Origin of the sequence: Nocardia salmonicida NBRC 13393 (genome assembly GCF_001613085.1) — a bacterium.
Lineage (GTDB): Bacteria > Actinomycetota > Actinomycetes > Mycobacteriales > Mycobacteriaceae > Nocardia > Nocardia salmonicida.
The window spans coordinates 78,941-102,087 of sequence record NZ_BDBR01000013.1 but is presented as its reverse complement, the minus strand read 5'-3'; the positions used below and the strand labels follow the sequence as shown (position 1 = coordinate 102,087).

The window sequence follows — 23,147 nt, the reverse complement described above, 5'->3', positions numbered from 1 at the left end:
CTGCGAGATCACCGCGACGACGCGACGAAGGGATACCGGTAAAGTATCGCACGGACCGTCGCACTTGCCGCTGATCAACTTCAGCGTCCCTCTACAGCGTGCATCAGCCTACGCGACCCGCGCCGAGCCGGGCAAACCACCCCCCGCACCACGCCGATACCCTGTTCGGCGTGTCCGACGACGAACGCCACGCGCAGGCCAACGCGCTACTCGGTACCTCAGCAACCACTCGAACCAAGATCGACTCGCGCGACAGCGAGCGCGCGAATCGCCGCTGGTGGGACGCCGACGCCGAGCAGTACCACCAGACCCACGCCGACTTCCTCGGCGTCGACTCCCCGGGCGGTGAGTTCGTGTGGTGCCCGGAGGGTCTGCACGAGGGTGACATGGGCTTCCTCGGTGACGTGACCGGCAAGACGATCCTGGAGATCGGCTGCGGTTCGGCGCCGTGCTCGCGATGGCTGGCGGGTCACGGCGCGTTCCCGGTCGGGCTCGATGTGTCGATGGGGATGCTGGAGCGTGGCGTGGCCGCGATGGATCAGGGCGGGCCGCGGGTGCCGCTCGTGCAGGCCGGGGCCGAAGCGCTGCCCTTCGCCGACGCGTCGTTCGACCTGGCCTGCTCGGCGTTCGGTGGCGTGCCGTTCGTCGCCGACTCGGCGCTGGTGATGCGCGAGGTGGCACGGGTGTTGCGGCCGGGCGGGCGCTGGGTGTTCTCGGTGAACCATCCGATGCGCTGGATCTTCCCCGACGATCCGGGCCAGGCAGGTCTCACCGCCACGATCCCCTATTTCGACCGCACTCCTTATGTAGAGGTCGACGGGGACGGTGTGCCGACCTACGTCGAGCACCATCGCACGATCGGTGACCGCGTCCGCGAGATCGTCGGAGCCGGCCTGCACCTGGTCGACATCGTGGAACCGGACTGGCCGGAATGGCTCGACCGCGAATGGGGTCAGTGGTCGCCGCTGCGCGGACAGATCTTCCCCGGCACCGCTATCTTCATCGCCGAGAAGCCCTAGAACTCCGGGAGCGCGGCGAAGGACGGGTCGACGCGCACGTTCGGCACCGTGTCGGCGACCCAGCGGCGCGCCCTGGTCAGGGCATGGTCGGGGAACTCCCCATCGAAGCGGACGTCGTCGGACAGTAGATAGGGCAACCGGCCGCGCAGGCCGGGCGCGTACGGGTGGGGCGGGCACATCTCGTCGCGTCGCACTTGCCGCCCGATCGCGGTCTCGCGCGCACCGGGCACACCGGTCTCGGGGCAGATGACCTGGAACACCGCCGAACACCGGTCCTTGGGCACCACGATCGACGCCGCGAAGACGAGCTCGCCGCGCGGACCCCCGAGCTGGGTCTTCTCCACCCGCAGCAGGGCGGGCAACTGGTCGACCCACACCACGAACGCCTCGATCAGGCAGCCGGTCCGCGCGTGGTGCTCGGCCAGCCGCCTGCGTAACCGTTTCAGGTCGTCGAGTCGAGCGGGCAGGTCGGGCACGCCGTTGACATAGTTCAGCGCGACGACGTCACGAGTGGCCGGATTCCCCCAGGTCGTGTCGTCCAACTGTTGCATTCCAGGAATGTCGAACGAGATGGGCACCGGATCAATTTACCGGCGCCGTCGACTTCGGTTGTCCCCGTGCGGCGCTCGGCGCGTCGATCAGGGGACAATCGCGCTCTTCGACCAAGTCGACGAGCCAGGCTTCGTGATCGATCACCATCGCGCGGCTGCGCGGGGTGGCGAGCACGGCCGCCAATGCGGTGCGAAACGCCTCGGCGGCCGAACGGTCGTCGAAGTCGAGATCGATGAGCACCCGCTGTGGTGTGTCCGCGACCCGGCCGACGCGGTAGCCCCGCACCCCGTTGTCGGCGCGGAACCGCTCGAACTGGTCGAACGCGGCCTTCCAGTCGTCGTAGTCGCGAACGGTGTTGTCGATGTGCAAGGTGACGGTCATGATGGCCTCCGTTGTCGTGCCGAATGGGATATCTCGATCATCGGCCGGTCCGAAGCGCCGCAACATCCCTGATCCTGGGGGGATTTCGCCGTAGGCTGGGACATGTGCCGAGTACCTTGGCCGACCGGATCGGCCGTCTGTGCCGCGCCGATCACTCCGCCAAACGACTGCGTGAACTCGTCCTGGTCGAGATCCGCGCGACGATCCCGTTCGCCGGTCACGTCTTCGCGCTCACCGATCCCGTCACCGCGGTCGCGACGGCGCCGCTCGCCGATGTCCCCGGCCTCGACTTCGGGCTCCTGCCGGCCTTGATCCGCGCCCGCTACCTCACCCCGCTCAATCGCTGGGACACGGTGCGCGGCACCGGCGCCCACTCTTTGCTCGGCGCGACCGACGGCGACCCGAACCGGTCCCTGCTGTGGCGCACCGCTCAGCGCGATCTCGGCGTCACCGACTCCGCCACCATCACTTTCGCCGACCGCTATGGCTGCTGGGGCTTTCTCGAACTGCTCCGCTACACCGAATCCCCTTTCACCACAGCAGAACTCACTGCGCTGAGCACGCTGACCTCCACCGTCACCGTCGGCCTGCGCCGTACCGTCGGGGCCACGTTCGTCGAATCCGACGCCCGCCTTCCACCCCTCGGCCCCGCGGTCGTACTTCTCGACAACACCCTGCGAGTGCGCGCCCGGACAGCGGCCGCCGCGGATTCCCTCCTCCGGCTACTCCCCCCGGACGAACCGATGCCGCCTGTTCCCGCCTCGGTCTACAACGCGGCCGCCGCCCTCCTCGCCATCGAGGCGGACACGCCCCTCGGCCCCGCCACGTCACGCGTTCACCTGGGTGGCAATCGCTGGCTCACCGTGAAAGCCGACCGCATCGGCACCGATATCGCCGTGGCCCTGGAACCGAGCACCGCCACCGAACGCCTCGACCTCTTCGCCCGAGCCCACGGCCTCTCCGCCCGTGAATCCCAGGTCCTGACGCTCTTGGCGACCGGCCTGGATTCCCACGAGCTGGCCACGGAGTTGTTCCTGTCCGAACACACGATCAACGACCACGTCAAAGCCATCCTCGCCAAATCCGACACCCGAACCCGCCAACGCCTCCTGTCTCGCGTTCTCGGGGTCGGCTGATCGGCCGGGTGATCGATCCTCTAGTCCCGCTTCGGCTTTCGTCCCGCTTGGTCGAGGGCCAGGCGGAGGGCGTATTCGATTTGGGAGTTGATGCTGCGCAGGTCGTCGGCCGCCCACTTGGCTATTGCCTCGTGGACGGCCGGGTCGAGCCGCAGCAGGATCTTTTTGGGGTCCCTCTTCGGCTGGGTCATCGGGCGGCTCAGGAGTAGAGGGATCCGGCGTTGACCACCGGCTGGGTGGCGCGGTCGCCGCAGAGGACGACGAGCAGGTTGGAGACCATGTTGGCCTTGCGCTCCTCGTCGAGTTCGACGGTGCCCTGTTCGGCGAGGCGATCGAGCGCAAGGGCGACCATGCCGACAGCACCCTCGACGATCTGGGTGCGGGCCGCGACGACCTGGGCGGCCTGCTGGCGAACGAGCATGGCCTGGGCGATCTCCGGGGCGTAGGCGAGGTGGGTGATGCGGGCCTCGATGACCTCGATACCCGCGGTGAGAGTGCGCTCGCGCAACTCGACGGTCAGTTCCTCGGCGACCTCGGCGCCGTCGCGCAGGCTGGTGCGGGCGTCGTCGTGGGCATCGTAGGGATGGGTGGTGGCGAGGTGGCGCACGGCGGCCTCCGACTGGGTCGCGACGTATTCCTCGTAGTCGTCGACGGCGAAAGCGGCCTTGAAGCTGTCGACCACCTTGTAGACGACGACGGCCGCGATCTCGACGGGGTTGCCGTCGGCGTCGTTGACCTTGAGCTTCTGGGTTTCGAAGTTACGCACCCGCAGTGAGATGGATTTGCGGTCGGTGAGCGGAACCACCGAGAAGAACCCCGGGTCACTGACCGAGCCGATGTAGCGGCCGAAGAAGGTGACGACCTTGGCCTCGTTGGGGTTGACGATGATCAGCCCGGTGGCGAGCAGCCAGACGACAAGGATCACGACGACGGCGGCGACCGCGCCGGTCCAGGCCAGTGCGCCACCGTTGTGCTGGGTGGCGGAAATGAACGCGAGAACGGCAGCGCCGCCGAACAACAGGGTGAACACCAGCCACCCCAGCACGACGACGAATCCGTTGGCGCGGAATGCGGACCGCAGCTCCATGACATCCTCCCGATATCTGAGTGATATCACTAAGATAGTAGATATCGGGAGGACGGGCAAGGGGCGCTAGGAACCGGGGGCGATGTTGCGGTTGGCCCGAAACATGTTCCGCGGGTCGTATTTCGCCTTCGCCGCCGTCAGCCAGCGGTAGGTGTCCGGGGAGTACCCGGCCGCGGTCTGGGCCGCGTCCGCCGCACCGCCCGCGCCGTAGAGGAACGCGAGGCTGTGTCCGATCGTCCACGGCGCCAACGCTTCTCGAACGGCGGCCAGCCCTTCGGGCGCGGCGTCGCCCGCACCAGGTCCGGTGATCACCCGCACGATGAATTCGGCGTTCCGATGATCGATCGACGCCGGGCCGCCGTGTCGGAGGGCTGCGCCGAGATGGCGGATGTCGATCACCGCGTCGACCTGGCCGCCCGGAGCGGTCAACGCGCGCAGCGCGGACAGGCCCTGCGGCGTCAGCTCCGCGAGCAGCGCGTTGGTCGCGGCATAGGCGTGGGGGAAAGGAGGATCGCTGTGGATGGTGTGCGATTCGGCGTAGGGCATCGTCCGTAGGTCCTCGTGTAGACGAGGTCCGATCCGCCGCAACGGCGCCACCCACCGTTCCCCTTCCTCGTTCGTCCCGTCGAAGGCGATCCGAATCGAGGCAACGTGGCGGCCGCGCAGCGATTCCGGCACGGGCGGGATGTCGGGATAGGTCACCACCGCGATCGTCGAGGTCAGCTCGCTCGGCACGGTCGCGGTCCATTCCCGCCACGCCGCCAGCGCCGCATCTACGAGCGGCGCGTCGAAAACCAACTGACCACCGTAGATTTCAGCGACGGGGACGAGGTCGAGTTCGAGCCCGGTCACCACACCGAAGTTCCCACCCGAACCCAGTACCGCCCCGAACAATTCGTCGTCCGGGCCGAGCGAGCGCACCCGGCCGTCGGCGGTCACGAGCTCGATGCGCCGGACATGATCAGCGGCATAGCCGAATTCACGCGCCAGCAGTCCGAGCCCGCCGCCGAGCACATACCCGACGACGCCCACCGACGGTGACGACCCGTTCAAAGGCGCCAGCCCGTGTCGAGCGGCCGCCTCGACCAAAGCACCCGCGCGCACCCCGGCACCGACGCGGGCGGTCCGAGCCTGCGGGTCGATGGTGATGTTGTCCATGCGTCCGGTCGTGATGAGCACCCCACCGTCGACAGCGACCGACAAACCGTGTCCGGTCGCCTGCACAGCGACCGGCAGCCCGTGCCGTGCGGCGAACTCCACCGCGGCACGCACGTCCTGGCTGTGCAGGGCGCCGACCACGAACTCCGGACGGTGCGTGTAGGCGGTTTGGAAGCCGGCGACCTCCTCGGCGTACCCGGCGTCGTCCGGCGTGAATACGGGACCAGCGAACTTCGTTGCGATATCGGTCATGTCTTCGACTCTGCGCCGACCGGAAGAATAAGTACAAGAGATAGATCTTCTCCTACCTATAATTGATAGTTATGGAACTGCGGCAGCTGCGCTACTTCGTGACGGTCGTCGACGAAGGCGGGTTCACCAGGGCCGCCGAGCGGCTGCACTTGTCCCAGCCCGGCCTCAGCACTCAGATCCGGCAACTCGAACGCGAACTCGGACAGCGCCTGCTCGACCGCGGCGCTCGCACCGTGACGCTGACCGACGTCGGGGCCGCCGTGCTCGAGCACGCGCGCACCGCCCTGGCCGCCGCCGATCGAATCGGGGATACCGTCGGGGAGTTCACGGGCTTGCTGCGGGGGCAGGTCCGGGTCGGCATGATCTCCGGGGCGGCGTCGGAGGTCTTCGACGTGGCCGGGGTGCTCGCCGATTTCCACCACGACCATCCGCAGGTCGGGATCAGCCTCACCGAGGACACCGCCGAACGGATGCTCGCCGCCGTCGAGCACGGTGAGCTCGATATCGCGCTGACCGGATTGACCGGCGCCCCCACAGATTCCAGCATCGGCCTGCACGTGATCCTGCACACCGCACTCGTCGCCGCGGTCGCTCGCGACGCACCCGGCGACCCCGCCGAATCGGCGGGCTCCATCGCCTTGCAAGACCTCGCCGATCGCCGCCTCATCTGCCTCACCCGGGGCACCGGCCTGCGCGGCGTCTTCGAACGTTCCTGTGCCGCCGCCGGTTTCACGCCGGACATCGCCTTCGAGGCCGCCGCTCCCCCGCTACTGCTCGAACTCGCCGCGCGCGGACTGGGAACCGCCATCGTCCCCGCCCTCGCCCCCGCCGAAGCAGACGCCTTCGGTGTGCGAACCCTCGACATCGTCGAGCCCACCATCCACGGCCGACTGGCCCTGGCCTGGCGCACCGATCCCCCGCCCGGCCCGGCGGCGAAGGTGCTGCTCGGGCAGTTGCGCATCGCCTTCGGTGGTCACGCCTGAGCCGTCGCCCGGGAGGCGCGGCCGGTCAGGATGTGGATTTCAGACGGGCGATTTCGGCTTCGAGCTCGGCGTTGCGGTGTCGGAGGCGGTCGATTTCGGCTTCGAGTGGAGCGCGGCCGGCGCGGGCGTAGTCCTGGATCCACTCGGAACGGTAACGGGGAGTGATGTTCTTGGTGCAGTTGCGGTCGAACGCTTCGATCCGCACCACGAACGCCCGATCCGAGCGCGCGTCGATCGGGCCCGCCGGGGTGGTCAGGAGTCGGTCGAGGAGCTCGGGATCGTCGGCGCGTTCGACGACCTCGGCACGGCCGAAGATCTTGACCCTGGTGCGGGTCGGGTAATCGATGAAGAACAGCGCGACCCGATCGTCGGTGTCGAGATTGCCCAGCGTGACGAACTGGTTGTTGCCCGGGTATTCGGCCCACGCGATGGTCGCGGCGTCGAGCAGGTGCACAAAACCCGTTGGACCGCCGCGATGTTGGATGTAGGGCCAGCCGGAGCCGGTGACGGTCGCGAGGTAGAACGAGTCGGCCGCCCGGATCAGGCCCGCCACTTGCGGCTCCAGTTCTTCGGGCTCACCGATGTCGGCGCCGTCGGCCATCCGCCTGCCGTGGACGGTGAAACCGCCACCGCTGTGCTGGCGGCGCGCGGTGGCCGCGGAGAAGGCGATGGCTCCGTATCGGGTCGGCTTGTTCACCCCACCCACGGTACGACTCGTGATTCGTCAAGGATCGGTCCGCCGTGCCGCTGATGTCGGCGCGGGCGTCAGCGCTACGCTTTGGCTAACCGATGAAGGAGAGCTCGACCAGGACGAGGAAGGGCGTGCGTGGTGGAGTCGACTACTGCTGCGAAACTGCAAGAGCTGCGGGACAATCTGACGGCGGCGCGGGAACCCGCGGGGGATGCGGGAATCGCCAAGCGTGCGGCGAAAGGAATACCAGGCCCACGCGAACGCATCGAAATACTTCTCGACCAGGGCAGTTTCACCGAAATCGGCGCGCTGGTGAAACAGCCGGGCGCGGCCGACGGTCTCTACGGTGACGGCGTCGTCACCGGACACGGCAGGATCGACGGGCGACCTGTGGTGGTGATCGCCCACGACCAGACCGTGTTCGGCGGATCGGTGGGTGAGATGTTCGGGCGCAAGGTCGCGATGGCGATGGATCTGGCGGCCGACATCGCCTGCCCGTTCGTGGCGATCAACGACTCCGGCGGTGCGCGGGTACAGGACGCGGTCACCTCGCTGGCCTGGTACGCGGAGATGAGCAGGCGGCAGACCCGGCTGTCCGGGGTGGTGCCGCAGGTGTCGGTGATGCTGGGCAAATGCGCTGCGGGCGCGGTGTATTCGCCGATCAATACCGATGTGCTGATCGCGACCGAGTCGGCGTACATGTTCGTCACCGGTCCCGACGTCATTCGCGAGACCACCGGCGAGGAAGTGACCCTCGACGAGCTCGGCGGCGCGTTCAACCAGGCGCACAACGGCAATATCCACCATGTGGCGGTGGACGAGAAGTCCGCATTCGAGTGGGCGCGCACCTATTTGAGCTTCATGCCGTCTAATTGCTACGAGCGTGCGCCGCTGGTGAATCCCGGTCTGGAACCGGAGATCACCGACTCCGATCGCGAACTCGACGCGCTGATACCGGATTCCGATCGCAGGGGCTACGACATGTACGAGGTGCTGCTCCGGATCTTCGACGACGGGGAGTTCCACGAGATCGGCGACGGCGCCGCCCGCAACCTGATCACCGGATTCGCGCGGGTCGACGGGCGCAGCGTAGGTGTCGTCGCCAATCAGCCGCTGGTGGCCAGCGGCGCGATCGATGCGCGCGGGTCGGACAAGGCCGCGCACTTCATCCGCCTCTGCGACGCGTTCGACATTCCGCTGGTGTTCGTGGTCGACACGCCGGGCGTGCTGCCCGGGGTCGAGGAGGAGAAGATCGGCGTCATCAAACGTGGCGGCCGGTTCTTCTACGCGGTGGTCGAGGCGACCGTTCCGATCGTCACCGTCGTGGTCCGCAAGGCCTACGGCGGCGGCTACGCGGTGATGGGGTGCAAGCAACTCGGTGGCGACATCAACCTCGCGTGGCCCACCGCGCGGATCGCCGTGATGGGCGCCGAAGCCGCCGTGGGCCTGACCCAGCGCAAACAGCTCGCCGCCGTTCCCGAGGCCGACCGGCCCGCTGTGCGTCAGCAGATGGTCGACTTCTACAACGCCGCCGTCGCCACCCCGTGGATCGCCGCCGAACGCGGCTATATCGACGCGGTCATCGAGCCCTCGAGCACCCGCCTGGAAATCCGTAAAGCGTTGCGCCTGCTCGGTGACAAGCACATCGAGCAGGCGCCCCGCAAACATCGCCTGATGCCGTTGTAGCGGCCCGTCACTGTCAACCGACGCCGTGAGCCAGGCTCACGGCGGCTGAGCCCCGACCGGATCTGCCTGTGCCACAGCAGAGCTCCCGGCCTGCGTGCGCCGTGCGACCTCACGGACGACCAGATAGATCGGGAAGGCGAGGGGCGACAACAGGATTGTGCCGACCAGCAGCGGGCCCATCAGGAGCGGATGGACGTCGCGCTCGCGGCTGTCGAGGTAGATCCAGCGTCCGAGGAACAGATCCCACGCGATGATCTGCGCCCACAGCGCGGTGAGCACAGCGGGATCGGCAGTGGCTTCGGTGATGGCGGCCAAGGACGGCGATGTCACCAGCGACCACATCGCGCCCAACACCGGCACCGCGACGATCGCCCACACCACCAAGGGCACCAGCACGATCCACGGTGAGGAGATGATCGTGCGGGTCCAGCGCCAGGTCGGGGCGAAGATCATCAACGCCCAGAACGGCACCGTGACGAAGAACGACAGGTCGAACAGCGTGCTCATGCGGTGGCTACCTTTCGATTGCCGGCCGCGCTCGCGACCGAGATCATTACTCCGACAACAACTCCGGTGATGATCGCGGCCGCGACGGTGAGTGTGGCCTGATCGGGGTGGATCAACGGCTGCCCACGCAGCGCCTGCCAGGTAACCAGCGCGAGCACCGCCGCGTAACCCGCCGACGCGGTGATGATCAGGCCGAGCCGAACACGCACCGGCCGCAACAGCGCGATCCGTGGCGCCAGCACCACCAGCAGTGCCGCGAGCAACGGCAGCGCCTGGAGGGCGTGCATGCCGAAGAAGTGCGGAATGCGCAGATCGCCGTTGGTCGTGCTCCACCCGGTCAGCGGCATGCCGGGCGTACCGTCGGGCGCTCCGACCGTGTGCGCGCCCGCGATGCCCTCGACGCCGGATTCCTGTTGTGGCATCAGATTTCCCAGCGCCAACCCGACCAAGGTGATCGCGATGCCGAGACGAATCGACCAGGTGATCGAGGCGTCGCCGAGACGTGCGCGCATCAGTCCGATCCCGATCACAGGGTTGCCAGGAACAGTATGAGAATGGTGGATCCCATGATCACCCAGAGGGTGCCGTCCAGGGCCGTGGTCGTGTTGTAGTGGCTGCGAGTCCCGCGGATCACCTGCCCGAAGATGATCGCCTGTTCGATCACCCCGGCGACCACGATCACCGTCGCCATCCCCGAGGCGAGCCGAGAAGATTTGGGCCGCAACGAGATCAACCACGCCAGCGCCACGCCGTAGAAGACGAACGAGATCGCGAACTTGGTCGGCTTGAACCAGGCGGTCGACCCGGCGATCACCCGGTCGTCGACCAGCATCCCGATCAGGCCGACCACGACGAGCGCGGCGTTGACGGCGGCGAAATACATCAGCGGTCGATGCAGCGGGGCTCGAGGGCGGGGCAGCGAGGGGGCGGTCAGGACTGACATTCGAATCTCCCAGAGATAGATAGCTACACTATCCGTTATAGATAGCTAGACTATCCGCTATGGGTGACGTAGGCAAGGGGTAAGGAAGACAACGGAGGTAAGAGTGCGAATCTCGGAGTTGAGTGAACGCAGCGGCATCGCGGTGGCCACCATCAAGTACTACCTGCGTGAGGGAATACTGCCCGCGGGTGAACGCAGCAGCCCCAACCAGGCCAGCTACGGCGAAGACCACCTGCGCCGATTGCGCCTGATCCGCGCGCTGATCGAGGTGGGCGGGATACCGGTCGCCACCGTCTCCGATGTCCTCGCCGCGATCGACTCCCCCGAAATGCCCCTGTTCCACGTGCTCGGGGTGACGCAGGACAGTCTGTCCACACCCGTGCCCGCCGCCCACGACGCCGAATGGGACCGTGCGCACGAGGCCGTGCGCACGGAGATGGACCGGCGCGGCTGGGACATGAAACCCAGCCCACAGGCCATCGACACCCTCACCGGAGTGATCGTTCGACTCGCCCAACTCGGCTACCGGGACTGGGCCACCACCACCCTGCCCACCTATTTCGACAGCACCCGCGCGGTCGCGGAGAACGACGTGGCGTCGGCCCTGTCCGCGGGCGGACGCGACGACATCATCGACGCGGTCGTCGTACTCACCGTCCTCGGCGACACCGCACTGGCCGCCATCCGCCGCATCGCCCAGGCCCAGGTCTCGCTGGAACGCCTGAAGAACCAGGAAACCCCCTGAGAAAACCTCAGGGGGTCAACTGATCTCGCAAGAACGTAGTCCGGCCGAATTACGCGGGGAGGCGGGACAGTCAGAGCAGACGTGACAGGAAAGCCTGGGTCCGCTCCTGTTGTGGGTTGGCCAGCAGTTCACGCGGCGGACCCGACTCCACGACCACACCGGCATCCATGAACACCAGTTCGTCGGCGACCTCGCGGGCGAAGCCCATCTCGTGCGTCACCACCAGCATGGTCATGCCCGAATCGGCCAGCTCCCGCATCACCGCGAGCACCTCACCGACCAGCTCGGGGTCCAGCGCCGAGGTCGGCTCGTCGAAGAGCATCAGCTTGGGATCCATCGCCAGTGCTCGCGCGATGGCGACGCGCTGCTGCTGACCACCGGACAACTGCGCGGGGTAGGCATTGCGCTTGGCCGAGAGCCCGACCCGCTCGAGCAGGTCCTCGGCCCTGGCGATCGCCTCTGACTTGCGGATCCCGCGCACCTGGATGGGCGCTTCGATCACGTTCTCCAACGCCGTACGGTGCGGAAACAGGTTGAAATGCTGGAACACCATGCCGATATCTCGACGCTGCACCGCGGCATCGCGCTCGTGCATCTCGTAGAGCTTGCCGTTCTTCTCCCGGTAGCCCACGAGATCGCCGTCGACATAGAGCCTGCCCGCGTTCACCTGCTCGAGGTGATTGATACACCGCAGGAACGTCGACTTTCCCGAGCCGGACGGCCCGACCAGGGTGAGCACCTTGCCGCGCTGCACCTCGAGCGAGATGCCCTTGAGCACCTGCAGCGCGCCGAAGTTCTTGCACACCCGGTCGGCCAGCACCATCGGCGGGACTGCCACTTGTGGTTCGGTCATTTCGCCTTCACCGCCGCCTGCGCCGTGGCCAGTTCCTGGAGCTGCTTTGCCGTCAGCTGCCGGGTGGCGCCGCGCGAGTAATAGCGTTCCAAGTAGTACTGGCCGACCATCAGGACGCTGGTGATCGCGAGGTACCAGGTGGCACAGACGAGCAGCAGCGGGATCGGCTGGAAGTTCACGCCGTAGATGTCACGGGCGCGGCCGAACAGGTCGGTGCTCAAGGGAATCGCGGTGACCAGCGAGGTCGTCTTGAGCATGCCGATCAGCTCGTTGCCGGTGGGCGGGATGATCACCCGCATGGCCTGCGGCAGCACCGTGCGGCGCATGGTCTGCGTCCACGACATACCCAGCGCCACCGACGCTTCGCGCTGACCCTCGCCGACGGAGTTGATGCCCGCGCGCACGATCTCGGCCATGTACGCGGCCTCGTTGAGACCGAGGCCGATCACCGCGAACAGGAACGCGGCCTGCAGGTTCTGCACGTCGAGGTGAAAGAACTGCGGACCGAACGGCACGCCGAGGTCGATCTGCTTGTACAGCGAGGGAACCAGACCCCAGAACACCAACTGCACGAACACCGGAGTGCCGCGGAAGATCCACAGATAGATCCACGCGGCCGTGCGCAGCACCGGGTTCGGCGACAGGCGCATCACCGCCAGCACCGTGCCCAGACCCACCGCGATCGCCATCGCGAGCACGGTGAGTTCCAGGGTGACGATCGCACCCTGGGTGATGCGGGTGTCGAACAGATATTTGCCGTAGGTATCCCACCGGTAGGCGGGATTGGTAGCAGCACCGTAGACGAACAATCCCACCAGGATCAGGATGATTGCCGCCGCGATCCAGCGGCCCGGCCTGCGCAGCGGGACCGCTTTGATCGGTTCGGGTTCGGTGCCCGGTCCGGGCACCTCCACCGTGTCTTTCTCGTCGGTCACGTCAGCTCACTGCACCGTTGATCACCGAGGTCTTGATCTGACCGTCCTGCACACCCCAGTTGGTGGTGATCTCGCCGTACTTGCCGTTGTCGATCAGGTGCTGCAGCGCCTTCTGCAACGACACCGCCAGTGGCGAGGTCTTCTGCACGGCCCAGCCGTAGGGCGCGGAGTCGAACAGCGGGCCCGCCGACTCGATCTTGCCTTCGCTCTGCTTGATCGCGTACGCGGTCACCGGGGAATCGGCCGACATCGCGTCGACCTGGCCGAGCATCAATGCGTTGGTCGCGGCGCTCTGCTCGTCGAATGCCTTCATATCGATAGCGGGCTTACCCTCGGCGACGCACTTGGCGCTCTTGGCGGGAATCTCGTCGGTGTGCTCGACCGTAGTGGCCTGTACGGCGACTTTCAGGCCGCACGCATTGTTCGGATCGATCGTTTTACCGGTTTGCTGGGCCCACTGGATGCCCGCGGAGAAATAGGTCGTGAAATCGACCTGCTGCTCCCGTTCGCGCGAATCGGTGATCGAGGACATACCCACGTCGTAGGTCCCTGCCTGAATGGCGGGAATGATCTTCTCGAACGAGGATTCGACATAGTCGACCTTCAGTCCGAGGGTGCTCGCGACGGCATCGAGGAGGTCCACATCGAAGCCGACGATCTTGCCGCTCGCGTCCTTGTACTCGTTCGGCTGGTACGGCACGTTCACGCCGACGACCAACTTGCCTGCCTGCTTCACTTTGTCGGGGACCGCCGCGGCGAGCGCGTCGACCTTCTCCACCGACACCTTGTCGACCGAGGCGCCGTCGCCCTCGGTGTTCTCGGCGCAGCCGGTCAACAACAAGGCACCGCCGGCGACGGTACACAGCAGCCGCACGGCGCCACGGCCGAGGACAGTTCGAACAGACAAAGGAGCCTCCACATTTCACGTCGACGCCGGCCACGTGTCAGCGCCTGTTTGGCAATGTATGCGAACCGGACACAGCGTGGTGCGACAGTAACCGAAGATTAATCAGCCGATGTGAAAGGGGTCCCTTCACCTCCGGTGCACACGGGCACTGACCTGTTCGGTGAATTCGCTGGTGGAAGCCAGTCCGCCGAGATCCGCGGTCGCGATTCCGGCCGCGAACGTCGCCGCCACGGCGCGGGTAATCCGGTCGGCGGCATCATGGAGAAAACGATTGTCGTCACGAACTGCCAACCAGCGCAACAGCATTGCCGCCGACAATTGCAGCGCGGCGGGATTGGCCCGATTATGTCCGGCCAGACCCGGCGCCGCGCCGTGCACGGCCTGTGCCATCGCGCGCGTGTCGGAGCAGTTGAGCGAGGCCGCCATGCCGAGGGAACCGCTGAGCTCACCGGCCAGGTCCGAGAGGATGTCACCGAAGAGGTTCTCGGTGACGATCACGTCGTATTCGGCGGGTGAGCGCACCAGGTGCGCCGCCATCGCGTCGACGTGTTCGTCGTCGACGGTCACCTCCGGATACTGCTCGGCCACCGCGTAGCAGACGTCACGGAACAGGCCGGTCGTCATCGGCAGCACATTGGCCTTGTGCACCACGGTGACCCGCTTGCGCCGACCCTGCGCCAGGCGCAGCGCCTGATGCGCGATCCGCTCGCACGCCTGGCGTGTGATCACCGCGACCGCCATCGCCACGTCCTCGGTGGGACGGAACTCCCCCGAGCCGGCGAACATGTTGCGATCGGCGTAGAAGCCCTCGCTGTTCTCCCGAACGATCACCAGATCGATATCGGGCGCCATCGCGCGCACCCCGGTGAACGCGACGGCGGGGCGGACGTTCGCGTAGAGCCCGAGGCGTTTGCGGATGACGCCGCCCGGTGCCACCCGCATGTCCGACGGGTAGGAGGCGTTGTCGTGGGGGCCGAGGATCCAGGCGTCGAGATCCTCGAGGGCTGTCAGAGTCTGTTCCGGCAGCGGGTTGCCGTAGGCGGCGATCGCGTCGTGCCCGATCACCAGCGGAACCCACTGCGCCGGGGCGAGCCCGGCCGCGCCGATCGCCTCATCGACGACCGCGCGGGTCGCGGCCACCACCTCGGGGCCGATTCCGTCGCCGTCGATCACTCCGAGTCGCAGGCTCGCCTTCGTCGCGTTCACTCCGCTATCTTCGCGCGCACCCGCCCAGCGGTGACCACGCGGGCGGTACTGACACGCGGCCGGGACCGAATTTCTGGCCGCTGTAGTGCGGATTCGCTGCCCGATCGGGCCGTGACGGCCGGAGCGTCGCGCGATCGGGGGAAGATAGTAGGACGCCGCGGCGTTACAGCCGAGGACACCGACAAGGAGAGGACGTCATGGCCACCCAGACGCTGACCCAGCAGAACTTCGACGAAGTCATCACCGGAAACGACGTGGTCCTCGTCGATTTCTGGGCTTCCTGGTGCGGTCCGTGCCGCAGTTTCGCGCCGACCTACGAGACCTCGTCGGAAAAGCACACCGACGTCGTCTACGGCAAGGTCGATACCGAGGCCGAGCAGGGACTCGCCGCTGCCGCCAACATCCAGTCGATTCCGACCATCATGGCCTTCCGCGAGGGCGTGCTCGTCTTCGCCCAGCCCGGCGCGTTGCCGCCTGCCGCGCTCGAGGATCTGGTGACCCAGATCAAGGACCTGGACATGGACGAGGTGCGCAAGCAGATCGCCGAGCAGCAGGAGTCCTCCCCCGCCGAGTAGTTCGGCGCCGCGTCTTTCGCGCGCAACGCAAAGGGCCCGTTCACCTTTCGTGGTGAACGGGCCCTTGTGTGTTCGTGTGGTGTCAGCCCGCGAGCAGGTTGACGCCGGCGATCATGGCGCGCACGGTCGATTCCGCGCTGTCGGCGGCTGTCGCCACCGCCCAGCCACGCCTGCCGTTGATCTCGCAGTGCATGAACGTGGCGATGCCGTCGGTGGTCGGGCGCTGATGGAAGCGCAGGATCTCGAGGGGGTAGCCCTCGTCGTAGAGCGCGGAGGTCATCACGGCGACGGGGCTACCGGTGGCGATGACGGTGCGAAGATGGTCGGCGAATTCCAGGGTGGCGGTGAAATCCGTTCCGGAACAAGACCATTCGCGAAGCGCGATGGATCCGTCGGCGCGGGTGTACCGGTCCAGGAAGGCGGCGGGGTCGAGGTCGGTGAGCTCGGCGCGCAGACCTTTGGGGGCGGCGTCGAACAGGGCATGGTCCAGTGTCAGCGTCATTGCAGGTGAGGTCTTCCCGAAGATGTCTTCGTTGGCAGGATGGGACCAGCAGAACGATGAAAAGCAGCCCGCAGCGTAGGGGCTGGTCCGAATCAGACCCCGCTACGGCGGATTACTACGAGAAGAATTCGCCGTGAAGCTACCTGCGCGGTCTGCGCAGCAGCGACCGCGAGGTCGCGGTCAGCGACTAGCAGCGCGGCACAGCGGGCGGGATTCGGCACGCAGTCGAGAATAGGGCGATCGCCTCGAAACCGCAACCTGGTTCACCGCCCGGAGTGTCTACCGGTGAGTACCATCACCGCAGCTCAGGAACGGTAACGTCGGCCGCGGCTCCGGCGATGGGCACCGTATCGGGTATGGGCTGCTCATGGCGATGACGATTCCCGGGCTCGCATGTCTGCTGGTCCTGTTGGCGTTCGTCGAGGTGGCGATCAACCGGGTCACCGGGACACGTTTTCTGCCGTGGACGCGCAAGCGTGGAGGCACGGTCGCGTCGGCTACCGGATTCGACCATCTCACCGCGATGTTCCAGGGGTCCGAGCACCACGAGTTCGAGCAGCGTCAGAGCACGCTCATGCATCGGGAGAACCCGTCGGAGGGTGCGCCGCCGCTGCTCGATCAGCGCCCTGGCAGGGGTTCGACCGAGGCGAGAGCCCGCGCCGAACCGTTGACATCGACCTGCACGCGCAGGCTGCCGGGCAGCGAGCTCGTCCGCAACACCACCTTGTCGCCCATCATCACCGGGCCGACGTGTTCGACGATCGCCCGATACGGCAACCGGTGGCGGCCTGGGTGCGCCGCGAGCGCCTCCTCGACCGCTTCCCAGTAGACGGCGTTGTTGACGTGGCCGAGCCGGTCGACATCGGTGACGCGCAGCGGGAACGGCACCGACTCCACGTGCGGGTCGTCGAGTTCGGTGAGGGCCGCTTTCCAGCGGAGGCGGTGCTCGGTGGTGCTGGCCAGCATCGGCGCCATGAACGCCTCGCTCATCCGGGCGGGCCGACCGGCGACAGGGTCGATGTGGATCAGGAAGGCCGCGGCCTCGATGTGTCCGCCCTTCTCCCCGCGCAGCTGAATTCGCATGTCGCACCAGCGATTCGAGAGCGCGTCGGCCCAGCGACGTAGCTGGACGCGGTCACCGAACACGATCGGCTCGTACACGTCGATGACAGTGCGTCGCACGATCCACGCCTGATGGGTGTGGCCGTCCTCGACGGCATCGAGGTGATCGAACCCGATGTCCTGCAGATACCGCGCCACCGCGTCGAGCCGCAACCGGTCGTCGCCGTCGGTATCACCCAACCGCACCGGCCACGACATCGCGAAGGCCTGCTCGATATCGGGGCAGTCGGGCAGCGGGGTCGCGATGACGTCAGCAGGCATAGGGCCGATGCTGCCACAGTTCGCCACGCCCGCCCCGCTCCGGCGAACCGGCGAACCGGCGCGTGAACGGGCCGGCCGCCTGGAACACACCGGCCAGCGCGCTGTCGGTCGGGCCCCTCCCCGCACGCATGACAACCTGCTCGTCGAGCGTTTTCTGCTCCGTGAGCTGCGGAACACGATCAGCGACGCCGAGGCCGATCACTATCGCGCGGTGCAGCCCTCACCAGAAGCCAGGCACCGCATCGCCGCGATGCCCGGACAGATCCTGGCTGCCCGCCCCTTTCTCGATCAGCTGGCCACCCCGACACTGCTGATCCGGGGCATGAAGGACATGGCTTTCCGGCCTGCGTCGTTCCTGCCACGGATGCGCGGCACGTTCACCGATCATCAGGTCGTCGAGTTGCCCGGCGCCGGACATTTCGTCCCCGAACACGAGCCCGGCGCGGTCGCCGAAGCTATCGTCCAGCGTTTTCGCTAGCGCCGCCTGGACAGTGCGCCGGTTCCGGTCGTCGAGCCCGAGCGAATCCCTGGCTAATAAAGTGTGACCAGATTGTGAATCTCCCGCGCGTCGCCGCCGGGAACGAGCGATCGCACTGTAGCGTCGCCGCCGCTAGGCCAATTGTTACTGCGTGAAAGGAATTGTTCGACATGGCATTCGAAGTCACTGGGGCTATCGGCGATCACTACAACGAAGCCGGTGGCGCGTCCAGCCCGCTGGGTGAGCCGACCTCGGCAGAGCAGGACGCCCCCAACGGTGGCAAGTTCCAGGAATTCACCGGCGGAGTCATCTACTTCAAGCTCCCGACCGGAGCCAAGACCGTGTACGGCGCCATCCGACTGGCATGGGAAGCCGAAGGCGGCGCGGGCGGCCGACTGGGCTACCCGACCACCGACGAGCAGGACATCGACGGCGGCAAGATCAGCCAGTTCGAGAACGGCTCGATCAGCTACTCGATCGCCGACGATGCGGTGACGGTCAACGCGTAATCAGCGTTGCCTGACGATGGGCACCTACCCGCGCGGGTAGGTGCCCATCGTGGCGTCTGGGCCATCTCAGTGCGCGGCCGCATCCCAGCTGCGTCCGGTGCCGACGGAGACGGTGAGCGGCACCGAGAGGTCGATCGCGGCTGACATCTGTTCGCGCGCAAGGGCTTCGAGCGCTTCACGTTCGCCCTCGACCACCTCGAAGACGAGTTCGTCGTGGATCTGCAGGAGCATGCGCGAGCGCAGTCCGGCGTCGTGGATCGCCTTCTGCACGTTGATCATCGCGACCTTGATGATGTCGGCCGCGGTACCCTGGATGGGGGCGTTGAGCGCCATACGCTCGGCGGATTCGCGACGCTGGCGGTTGCTGGAGTCCAGGTCGGGCAGGTAGCGGCGGCGACCGAACAGGGTTTGGGTGTAGCCGACCTTGCGGGCCTGATCGACGACGTCGGACAGGTAGTCGCGGATGCCGCCGAAGCGATCGAAGTAGACGTCCATCTGCTCCTTGGCCTCGGTCGTGCTGATCTTCAGCTGGGCGCTCAGGCCATAGGAACTGAGACCGTAGGCGAGGCCGTAGGACATGGCCTTGATCCGGCGGCGCAGCTCGGGGCTCACCTCCGCGATCGGGATGTCGAAGGCCTTCGACGCGACGAAGGTGTGCAGGTCCTCGCCGGAATTGAACGCCTCGATCAGACCGGCGTCGCCGGACAGGTGCGCCATGATGCGCATCTCGATCTGGCTGTAGTCGGCGGTCATGAGCTCGGCGAAACCGGGACCGACCACGAACGTGTCGCGGATCTGGCGGCCGGTGTCGGTGCGGATCGGGATGTTCTGCAGGTTCGGCTCGGTCGAGGACAGGCGACCGGTCGCGGCGATGGTCTGGTTGAACGTGGTGTGCACGCGGCCGTCGTCGGACACCGACTTGAGCAGGCCGTCGACGGTCACCTTGAGCCGGGTCGCGTCGCGGTGGGCGAGCAGGTGTTCCAGGAACGCGTGGCCGGTCTTCTCGAACAGCGATTCCAGCGCGTCGGCGTCGGTGGTGTAACCGGTCTTGGTGCGCTTGGTCTTGGGCATATCGAGCTCGTCGAACAGCACCACCTGCAGCTGCTTGGGCGAGCCGAGGTTGATCTGCTTGCCGATCACGTCGTAGGCGGAGTTCGCCGCCTCGGTGACGCGGTCGGCGAACTGCTGCTGGAGGTTTTCGAGCTGGGCGACGTCGACCGCGATGCCCGCTTCCTCGAGCTGACCGAGCACCCCGAGCAGCGGCAGCTCCATCTCCGTGAGCAGCGGGGTCGACTCGATCGCCTCGAGTTCGGTATCAAGGGCCACGGCCAGGTCGGCGACCGCGCGGGCGCGCAGCATCTCCTCGCGCGCGATATCGGCGGCGACGGTGTCCTCGTCGTCGAGCAGGGAGAGCTGGCCGGTGTCGCCGGTCTCGACGCGCAGTTCGCGCTTGAGGTAGCGCAGGGACAGGTCGTCGAGATTGAAGCTGCGCTGGCCGGGGCGCACCAGGTAGGCCGACAGGGCGGTGTCGGTGGCGAGACCGCCCAGGGTGAAGCCGCGCCCGCGCAGGGCGTGACCGGCGGACTTGGCCTCGTGCAGGGCCTTGAGCACCTCGGGGTCTGCCAGCCACGTCGCCAGAGCCGTCTCGTCCTCGGGGGTGAGCACGGTCAGATCGATGTAGCCACCCTCGCCGTCGGCCGCGGCGATTGCCAGGGCCCGCGCGTCACCGTGCACCGGGGTGCCGGTCCCGACGATCGAGAGGCCGTGGCGCACACCGGCTTTGGCATGCTCGGCCAGCCAGTCGGCGACCGCGCCCTGATCGAGGGCGCCACCGCTGATCTCGAAACCCGATTCGGCTTCCGGCTCGGGGGAACCGAGGGTGTCGAAGAGCCGGTCGCGCAGGACCCGGAACTCGAGGTCGTCGAAGAGCTGGTGGATCTTGTCGCGGTCCCACGGCGCCTTGGCCAGCTGATCGGGGCTGTAGGGCAGCGGCACCTCGCGCACCATCTCGGTGAGCTGGCGGTTGAGCACCACGCTGGACAGGTTCGCGCGCAGCGACTCGCCGACCTTGCCCTTCACCTGATCGACCCGGTCGACCAGGGTGGCGAGGTCACCGTATTCGCGGATCCACTTGGCGGCGGTCTTCTCCCCCACCCCGGGAATGCCGGGCAGATTGTCGCTCGGGTCGCCGCGCAGAGCCGCGTAGTCGGGGTACTGGGCGGGCGTGAGTCCGTACTTGGTCTCCACCTCGGCCGGGGTGAAGCGGGTCAGATCCGAGACGCCCTTCTTCGGGTAGAGCACGGTGACGTCGTCGTTGACCAGCTGGATCGCGTCGCGGTCGCCGGTGACGATGAGAACCCGGTAGCCCTGGGTCATCGCCTGGGTGGTGAGGGTGGCGATCACATCGTCGGCCTCGTAGCCGTCGATGGCCATCACCGGAATGCCCATCGCGCCGAGCACATCCTTGGTGAGTTCGACCTGCCCACGGAACTCGTCGGGGGTGGCGCTGCGATTGGCCTTGTACTCGGGGTAGGCCTCGGTGCGGAAAGTCTTGCGCGACACGTCGAACGCCGCGGCGACATGGCTCGGCTTCTCGTCGCGCAGCAGATTGATCAGCATCGAGGTGAATCCGTACACCGCATTGGTGGTCTGACCCGTCACGGTCTTGAAGTTCTCCGCCGGTAGCGCGAAGAACGCGCGATAGGCGATCGAATGCCCGTCCAGGAGCAGCAGCGTAGGCCGCTCGCCATCGGGGGCAGTGGTCGGTGTCGATGCCTGCGCAGTCGTCGGTGAACTCACGCGCATGAGTCTAGGCACCCCCACCGACAGAACCGGCCCCGCATCGCCCGAGAGCGATGCGGGGCCGGACACTCGCCGGATCCCGGGTCAGTCGACGCCGAGGTAGGCCGACTTCACCGCGGAGTCGGTCAACAACGCCGCACCAGGGCCGGACTTGGTGACCTCACCGGTTTCCAGGATGTAGGCCCGATCGCTGCGGGTCAGAGCCTGTTGGGCGTTCTGCTCCACGAGCAACACGGTGGTGCCCTGGCGGTTGATCTCGCTGATGATCCGGAAGATCTGCTGGATCACCATGGGAGCCAGACCCATCGAGGGCTCGTCGAGCAGCAGCAGCTTGGGCCGGGCCATGAGGGCGCGTCCGATCGCGAGCATCTGCTGTTCGCCGCCCGACATCGTGCCGCCGACCTGCTTGCGCCGTTCGGCCAGGCGGGGAAACAGCTCGAAGACCCAGTCGAGGGTCTGCTGGTACTCGGTCTTCTTCTCGAAAGGTCTGCCGTAGCAGCCCATATCGAGATTCTCCGCGACCGTCATACCGGGAAACACACCGCGACCTTCGGGCGCCTGGATCAGACCCTCGACCACCCGATCGTGGGCCTTCATCGTGGTGATGTCTCTGCCCTGGAACAGGATCCGACCCGAGGTGAGCGGCAGCAGACCGGACAGCGCCCGCATGGTGGTGGTCTTGCCCGCGCCGTTGGCACCGAGCAGGGTCACCAGTTCGCCCGGGGCGACCGAGAGCGAAATGCCGTGCAGCGCTTCGATCCGGCCGTAGTTCACGACCATGTCCTGCACCTCGAGCAGCGGCGCCGCCGACTCGACAGCGGCTTGCGGCTCGTCCTCGCGCTCCTGCACCGACACGGTGGCAGGCACCGAAGGCGAGGTCACCCCTTCCGCCGCGGCTGCCGCGGATCCCTCGCGCACCTCCTCGACGGTGTCCGCGTCGGGAACGCCGAGGTAGGCCGCGATCACCGCCGGGTCCTCGCGCACCTCGGTGGGCAGGCCGTCGGCGATCTTGCGCCCGAACTCCAGGACCACGATCCGGTCGGTCACGCCCATCACCAGGCGCATGTCGTGCTCGATGAGCAGCACGGTGTAGCCGTCGTCGCGGATCTTGCGGATCAGGTCCATCAGCGCCGACTTCTCGCTGGGATTGAAACCAGCAGCCGGTTCGTCCAGGCACAGCAGTTTGGGCTCGGTGGCCAGCGCCCGCGCGATCTCGAGCCTGCGCTGGTCGCCGTAGGACAGATTGCGGGCCTTCTCGACCGCGCGCGGTGCGATGCCGACGAACTCGAGCAACGCCATGCCACGTTCGATGGCGTCGCGTTCCTCGCGCTTGAACTTCGGCGTACGGAACACCGCGCCGGGCACCGACGTGGTGTGGCGAGCATCGGTGCCGACGACGACGTTCTCCAGCGCCGTCATCTCGCCGAACAACCGCACGTTCTGGAACGTGCGCGCGATACCCATGCGGGTGATCTCGTTGCGCTTGGTCTTGGCCAGTGGCTGACCGTCGAAGTGCACGCTGCCCGACGCGGGCTTGTACACACCGGTGATCGCGTTGAAGCAGGTGGTCTTGCCCGCGCCGTTGGGGCCGATCAGGCCGAGGATCTCGCCGCGGCGGATCTCGAAACTGACCCCGTCCAACGCGGTCAGACCACCGAACTTGACGGTCAGACCGTCCGTGCGCAGCAGTGGCTCGCCCACCGCCGTGTCGATCTCACGATGCGGGGCGACCACCTCGGCGACGGTCTCGGCGTCGGCGAGTTCGGGCATCACCGCGGTGACGTCGACCTCGCCCGCGGGCTCGACCTCGGGCGGCGGCCGGTAACCGGCCTTCATGTCTTCGTTGTCGTACAGCGC

General features: G+C 67.0%; 25 protein-coding genes and 2 pseudogenes. 9 read left to right on the top strand and 18 right to left on the bottom strand.

The genetic code is table 11. From position 1 onward, the window contains the following. The first annotated feature begins 170 nt into the window (after positions 1 to 170). Positions 171 to 1,019, top strand: a complete 849-nt coding sequence (locus tag NS1_RS16185) for a class I SAM-dependent methyltransferase (RefSeq protein WP_062985524.1) — start codon at positions 171 to 173, stop codon at positions 1,017 to 1,019. Here NS1_RS16185 and NS1_RS16180 read toward each other — a convergent pair. Next, entirely contained in the window at positions 1,016 to 1,597 is a 582-nt protein-coding gene (locus tag NS1_RS16180; protein WP_255284556.1) for a hypothetical protein, read from the bottom strand. The two genes, NS1_RS16185 and NS1_RS16180, sit on opposite strands and share 4 nt — an antisense overlap. Positions 1,598 to 1,601: 4 nt before the next feature. Next, on the bottom strand, positions 1,602 to 1,952 hold the full coding sequence (locus NS1_RS16175) for a hypothetical protein (protein ID WP_056824536.1): 351 nt from the start codon (positions 1,950 to 1,952) through the stop codon (positions 1,602 to 1,604). 104 nt (positions 1,953 to 2,056) lie between these two features. Between NS1_RS16175 and NS1_RS16170 the strand changes: the two genes are divergently transcribed. Continuing rightward, positions 2,057 to 3,088 carry a helix-turn-helix transcriptional regulator gene (locus NS1_RS16170; RefSeq protein ID WP_063816157.1) on the top strand — a complete coding sequence of 344 codons (1,032 nt, stop codon included), beginning with the start codon at positions 2,057 to 2,059 and terminating at the stop codon, positions 3,086 to 3,088. Positions 3,089 to 3,108: 20 nt separating this feature from the next. Here the strand turns inward: NS1_RS16170 and NS1_RS40050 are convergent, their stop codons facing one another. The 3 genes from NS1_RS40050 to NS1_RS16160 all read right to left on the bottom strand — a co-directional run bounded on the left by NS1_RS40050 (position 3,109) and on the right by NS1_RS16160 (position 5,585). Then, positions 3,109 to 3,279, bottom strand: coding sequence for a type II toxin-antitoxin system antitoxin (locus tag NS1_RS40050; protein WP_131816700.1), 171 nt, complete (start codon positions 3,277 to 3,279; stop codon positions 3,109 to 3,111). 8 nt (positions 3,280 to 3,287) lie between these two features. Next, on the bottom strand, positions 3,288 to 4,175 hold the full coding sequence (locus tag NS1_RS16165; protein ID WP_062985511.1) for an SPFH domain-containing protein: 888 nt from the start codon (positions 4,173 to 4,175) through the stop codon (positions 3,288 to 3,290). A gap of 66 nt (positions 4,176 to 4,241) precedes the next feature. Beyond that, positions 4,242 to 5,585: an FAD-binding oxidoreductase gene (locus NS1_RS16160; RefSeq protein WP_062985509.1), complete on the bottom strand. Its 1,344-nt coding sequence runs from the start codon at positions 5,583 to 5,585 to the stop codon at positions 4,242 to 4,244. 71 nt (positions 5,586 to 5,656) lie between these two features. Here NS1_RS16160 and NS1_RS16155 point away from each other — a divergent pair, with 71 nt between their 5' ends. Next, entirely contained in the window at positions 5,657 to 6,568 is a 912-nt protein-coding gene (locus NS1_RS16155) for a LysR family transcriptional regulator (RefSeq protein ID WP_062985508.1), read from the top strand. A gap of 25 nt (positions 6,569 to 6,593) precedes the next feature. Here NS1_RS16155 and NS1_RS16150 read toward each other — a convergent pair whose 3' ends face one another. Next, positions 6,594 to 7,265, bottom strand: coding sequence for a pyridoxamine 5'-phosphate oxidase family protein (locus NS1_RS16150; RefSeq protein ID WP_062985506.1), 672 nt, complete (start codon positions 7,263 to 7,265; stop codon positions 6,594 to 6,596). A gap of 132 nt (positions 7,266 to 7,397) precedes the next feature. On the opposite strand from NS1_RS16150, the gene NS1_RS16145 reads away from it, so the two are divergent. Continuing rightward, positions 7,398 to 8,945, top strand: coding sequence for an acyl-CoA carboxylase subunit beta (locus NS1_RS16145; RefSeq protein ID WP_062985676.1), 1,548 nt, complete (start codon positions 7,398 to 7,400; stop codon positions 8,943 to 8,945). 36 nt (positions 8,946 to 8,981) lie between these two features. Here the strand turns inward: NS1_RS16145 and NS1_RS16140 are convergent, their stop codons facing one another. From NS1_RS16140 to NS1_RS41330, 3 genes are read right to left on the bottom strand one after another with little or no spacing between them, the layout of a single operon-like run. Next, positions 8,982 to 9,452, bottom strand: a complete 471-nt coding sequence (locus NS1_RS16140; protein ID WP_062985504.1) for an ABA4-like family protein — start codon at positions 9,450 to 9,452, stop codon at positions 8,982 to 8,984. After that, positions 9,449 to 9,964 carry a hypothetical protein gene (locus NS1_RS41335; protein WP_218019929.1) on the bottom strand — a complete coding sequence of 172 codons (516 nt, stop codon included), beginning with the start codon at positions 9,962 to 9,964 and terminating at the stop codon, positions 9,449 to 9,451. The genes NS1_RS16140 and NS1_RS41335 overlap by 4 nt, the downstream gene beginning before the upstream one ends. A 14-nt stretch (positions 9,965 to 9,978) precedes the next feature. Next, positions 9,979 to 10,395: a hypothetical protein gene (locus NS1_RS41330; protein ID WP_218019928.1), complete on the bottom strand. Its 417-nt coding sequence runs from the start codon at positions 10,393 to 10,395 to the stop codon at positions 9,979 to 9,981. A gap of 103 nt (positions 10,396 to 10,498) precedes the next feature. Here NS1_RS41330 and NS1_RS16130 point away from each other — a divergent pair, with 103 nt between their 5' ends. Continuing rightward, entirely contained in the window at positions 10,499 to 11,140 is a 642-nt protein-coding gene (locus NS1_RS16130) for a MerR family transcriptional regulator (protein WP_062985502.1), read from the top strand. 70 nt (positions 11,141 to 11,210) lie between these two features. On the opposite strand, the gene NS1_RS16125 is transcribed toward NS1_RS16130, so the two are convergent. The 4 genes from NS1_RS16125 to NS1_RS16110 all read right to left on the bottom strand — a co-directional run bounded on the left by NS1_RS16125 (position 11,211) and on the right by NS1_RS16110 (position 15,041). Further along, positions 11,211 to 11,963, bottom strand: a complete 753-nt coding sequence (locus NS1_RS16125) for an amino acid ABC transporter ATP-binding protein (protein ID WP_056824568.1) — start codon at positions 11,961 to 11,963, stop codon at positions 11,211 to 11,213. A 26-nt stretch (positions 11,964 to 11,989) separates the two neighbouring features. Beyond that, on the bottom strand, positions 11,990 to 12,928 hold the full coding sequence (locus tag NS1_RS16120; protein ID WP_056824570.1) for an amino acid ABC transporter permease: 939 nt from the start codon (positions 12,926 to 12,928) through the stop codon (positions 11,990 to 11,992). A 1-nt stretch (position 12,929) separates the two neighbouring features. Next, positions 12,930 to 13,835, bottom strand: a complete 906-nt coding sequence (locus NS1_RS16115) for an ABC transporter substrate-binding protein (protein WP_062985500.1) — start codon at positions 13,833 to 13,835, stop codon at positions 12,930 to 12,932. Positions 13,836 to 13,961: 126 nt separating this feature from the next. Next, complete coding sequence (locus NS1_RS16110; protein WP_062985498.1) at positions 13,962 to 15,041, bottom strand: isocitrate/isopropylmalate dehydrogenase family protein; 1,080 nt, start codon at positions 15,039 to 15,041, stop codon at positions 13,962 to 13,964. A gap of 197 nt (positions 15,042 to 15,238) precedes the next feature. On the opposite strand from NS1_RS16110, the gene trxA reads away from it, so the two are divergent. Next, positions 15,239 to 15,616 carry a thioredoxin gene (gene trxA, locus NS1_RS16105; protein ID WP_056824580.1) on the top strand — a complete coding sequence of 126 codons (378 nt, stop codon included), beginning with the start codon at positions 15,239 to 15,241 and terminating at the stop codon, positions 15,614 to 15,616. An 82-nt stretch (positions 15,617 to 15,698) separates the two neighbouring features. Here the strand turns inward: trxA and NS1_RS16100 are convergent, their stop codons facing one another. Continuing rightward, on the bottom strand, positions 15,699 to 16,118 hold the full coding sequence (locus NS1_RS16100) for a hypothetical protein (protein WP_056824583.1): 420 nt from the start codon (positions 16,116 to 16,118) through the stop codon (positions 15,699 to 15,701). Between the two features lie 367 nt (positions 16,119 to 16,485). Here NS1_RS16100 and NS1_RS42255 point away from each other — a divergent pair. Next, positions 16,486 to 16,716 (top strand): annotated as a pseudogene (locus NS1_RS42255) (DUF6191 domain-containing protein); the annotation flags it as partial. A 20-nt stretch (positions 16,717 to 16,736) separates the two neighbouring features. Here the strand turns inward: NS1_RS42255 and NS1_RS16090 are convergent. Beyond that, positions 16,737 to 17,501: an acyl-[acyl-carrier-protein] thioesterase gene (locus NS1_RS16090; protein ID WP_062985494.1), complete on the bottom strand. Its 765-nt coding sequence runs from the start codon at positions 17,499 to 17,501 to the stop codon at positions 16,737 to 16,739. Positions 17,502 to 17,508: 7 nt separating this feature from the next. Between NS1_RS16090 and NS1_RS16085 the strand changes: the two genes are divergently transcribed. Beyond that, positions 17,509 to 17,979 (top strand): alpha/beta fold hydrolase, encoded by a 471-nt coding sequence (locus NS1_RS16085; RefSeq protein WP_062985493.1) that lies wholly within the window; start codon positions 17,509 to 17,511, stop codon positions 17,977 to 17,979. A gap of 170 nt (positions 17,980 to 18,149) precedes the next feature. Beyond that, positions 18,150 to 18,488: an LGFP repeat-containing protein gene (locus tag NS1_RS16080; protein ID WP_056824593.1), complete on the top strand. Its 339-nt coding sequence runs from the start codon at positions 18,150 to 18,152 to the stop codon at positions 18,486 to 18,488. A gap of 66 nt (positions 18,489 to 18,554) precedes the next feature. Here the strand turns inward: NS1_RS16080 and polA are convergent, their stop codons facing one another. The 3 genes and pseudogenes from polA to NS1_RS42635 all read right to left on the bottom strand — a co-directional run. After that, on the bottom strand, positions 18,555 to 21,293 hold the full coding sequence (polA, locus tag NS1_RS16075) for a DNA polymerase I (protein ID WP_056824598.1): 2,739 nt from the start codon (positions 21,291 to 21,293) through the stop codon (positions 18,555 to 18,557). 81 nt (positions 21,294 to 21,374) lie between these two features. After that, entirely contained in the window at positions 21,375 to 22,070 is a 696-nt protein-coding gene (locus tag NS1_RS42640) for an ABC transporter ATP-binding protein (protein ID WP_255284566.1), read from the bottom strand. Positions 22,071 to 22,220: 150 nt separating this feature from the next. Then, positions 22,221 to 23,126: pseudogene (locus tag NS1_RS42635) on the bottom strand (ABC transporter ATP-binding protein); the annotation flags it as partial. Between the last annotated feature and the right edge of the window lie 21 nt (positions 23,127 to 23,147).

What these genes read in the sequence shown, in the direction of transcription:
- trxA (WP_056824580.1), top strand. Translation starts at nt 15,239, where the DNA reads ATGGCCACCCAGACGCTGACCCAGCAGAACTTCGACGAAGTCATCACC.
- polA (WP_056824598.1), bottom strand. Translation starts at nt 21,293, where the DNA reads ATGCGCGTGAGTTCACCGACGACTGCGCAGGCATCGACACCGACCACT.
- NS1_RS41330 (WP_218019928.1), bottom strand. Translation starts at nt 10,395, where the DNA reads ATGTCAGTCCTGACCGCCCCCTCGCTGCCCCGCCCTCGAGCCCCGCTG.
- NS1_RS16090 (WP_062985494.1), bottom strand. Translation starts at nt 17,501, where the DNA reads ATGCCTGCTGACGTCATCGCGACCCCGCTGCCCGACTGCCCCGATATC.
- NS1_RS16165 (WP_062985511.1), bottom strand. Translation starts at nt 4,175, where the DNA reads ATGGAGCTGCGGTCCGCATTCCGCGCCAACGGATTCGTCGTCGTGCTG.
- NS1_RS40050 (WP_131816700.1), bottom strand. Translation starts at nt 3,279, where the DNA reads ATGACCCAGCCGAAGAGGGACCCCAAAAAGATCCTGCTGCGGCTCGAC.
- NS1_RS16080 (WP_056824593.1), top strand. Translation starts at nt 18,150, where the DNA reads ATGGCATTCGAAGTCACTGGGGCTATCGGCGATCACTACAACGAAGCC.
- NS1_RS16175 (WP_056824536.1), bottom strand. Translation starts at nt 1,952, where the DNA reads ATGACCGTCACCTTGCACATCGACAACACCGTTCGCGACTACGACGAC.
- NS1_RS16125 (WP_056824568.1), bottom strand. Translation starts at nt 11,963, where the DNA reads ATGGTGCTGGCCGACCGGGTGTGCAAGAACTTCGGCGCGCTGCAGGTG.
- NS1_RS16085 (WP_062985493.1), top strand. Translation starts at nt 17,509, where the DNA reads ATGCTGCCACAGTTCGCCACGCCCGCCCCGCTCCGGCGAACCGGCGAA.
- NS1_RS42640 (WP_255284566.1), bottom strand. Translation starts at nt 22,070, where the DNA reads ATGGTCGTGAACTACGGCCGGATCGAAGCGCTGCACGGCATTTCGCTC.
- NS1_RS16100 (WP_056824583.1), bottom strand. Translation starts at nt 16,118, where the DNA reads ATGACGCTGACACTGGACCATGCCCTGTTCGACGCCGCCCCCAAAGGT.
- NS1_RS16160 (WP_062985509.1), bottom strand. Translation starts at nt 5,585, where the DNA reads ATGACCGATATCGCAACGAAGTTCGCTGGTCCCGTATTCACGCCGGAC.
- NS1_RS16140 (WP_062985504.1), bottom strand. Translation starts at nt 9,452, where the DNA reads ATGAGCACGCTGTTCGACCTGTCGTTCTTCGTCACGGTGCCGTTCTGG.
- NS1_RS16155 (WP_062985508.1), top strand. Translation starts at nt 5,657, where the DNA reads ATGGAACTGCGGCAGCTGCGCTACTTCGTGACGGTCGTCGACGAAGGC.
- NS1_RS41335 (WP_218019929.1), bottom strand. Translation starts at nt 9,964, where the DNA reads ATGCGCGCACGTCTCGGCGACGCCTCGATCACCTGGTCGATTCGTCTC.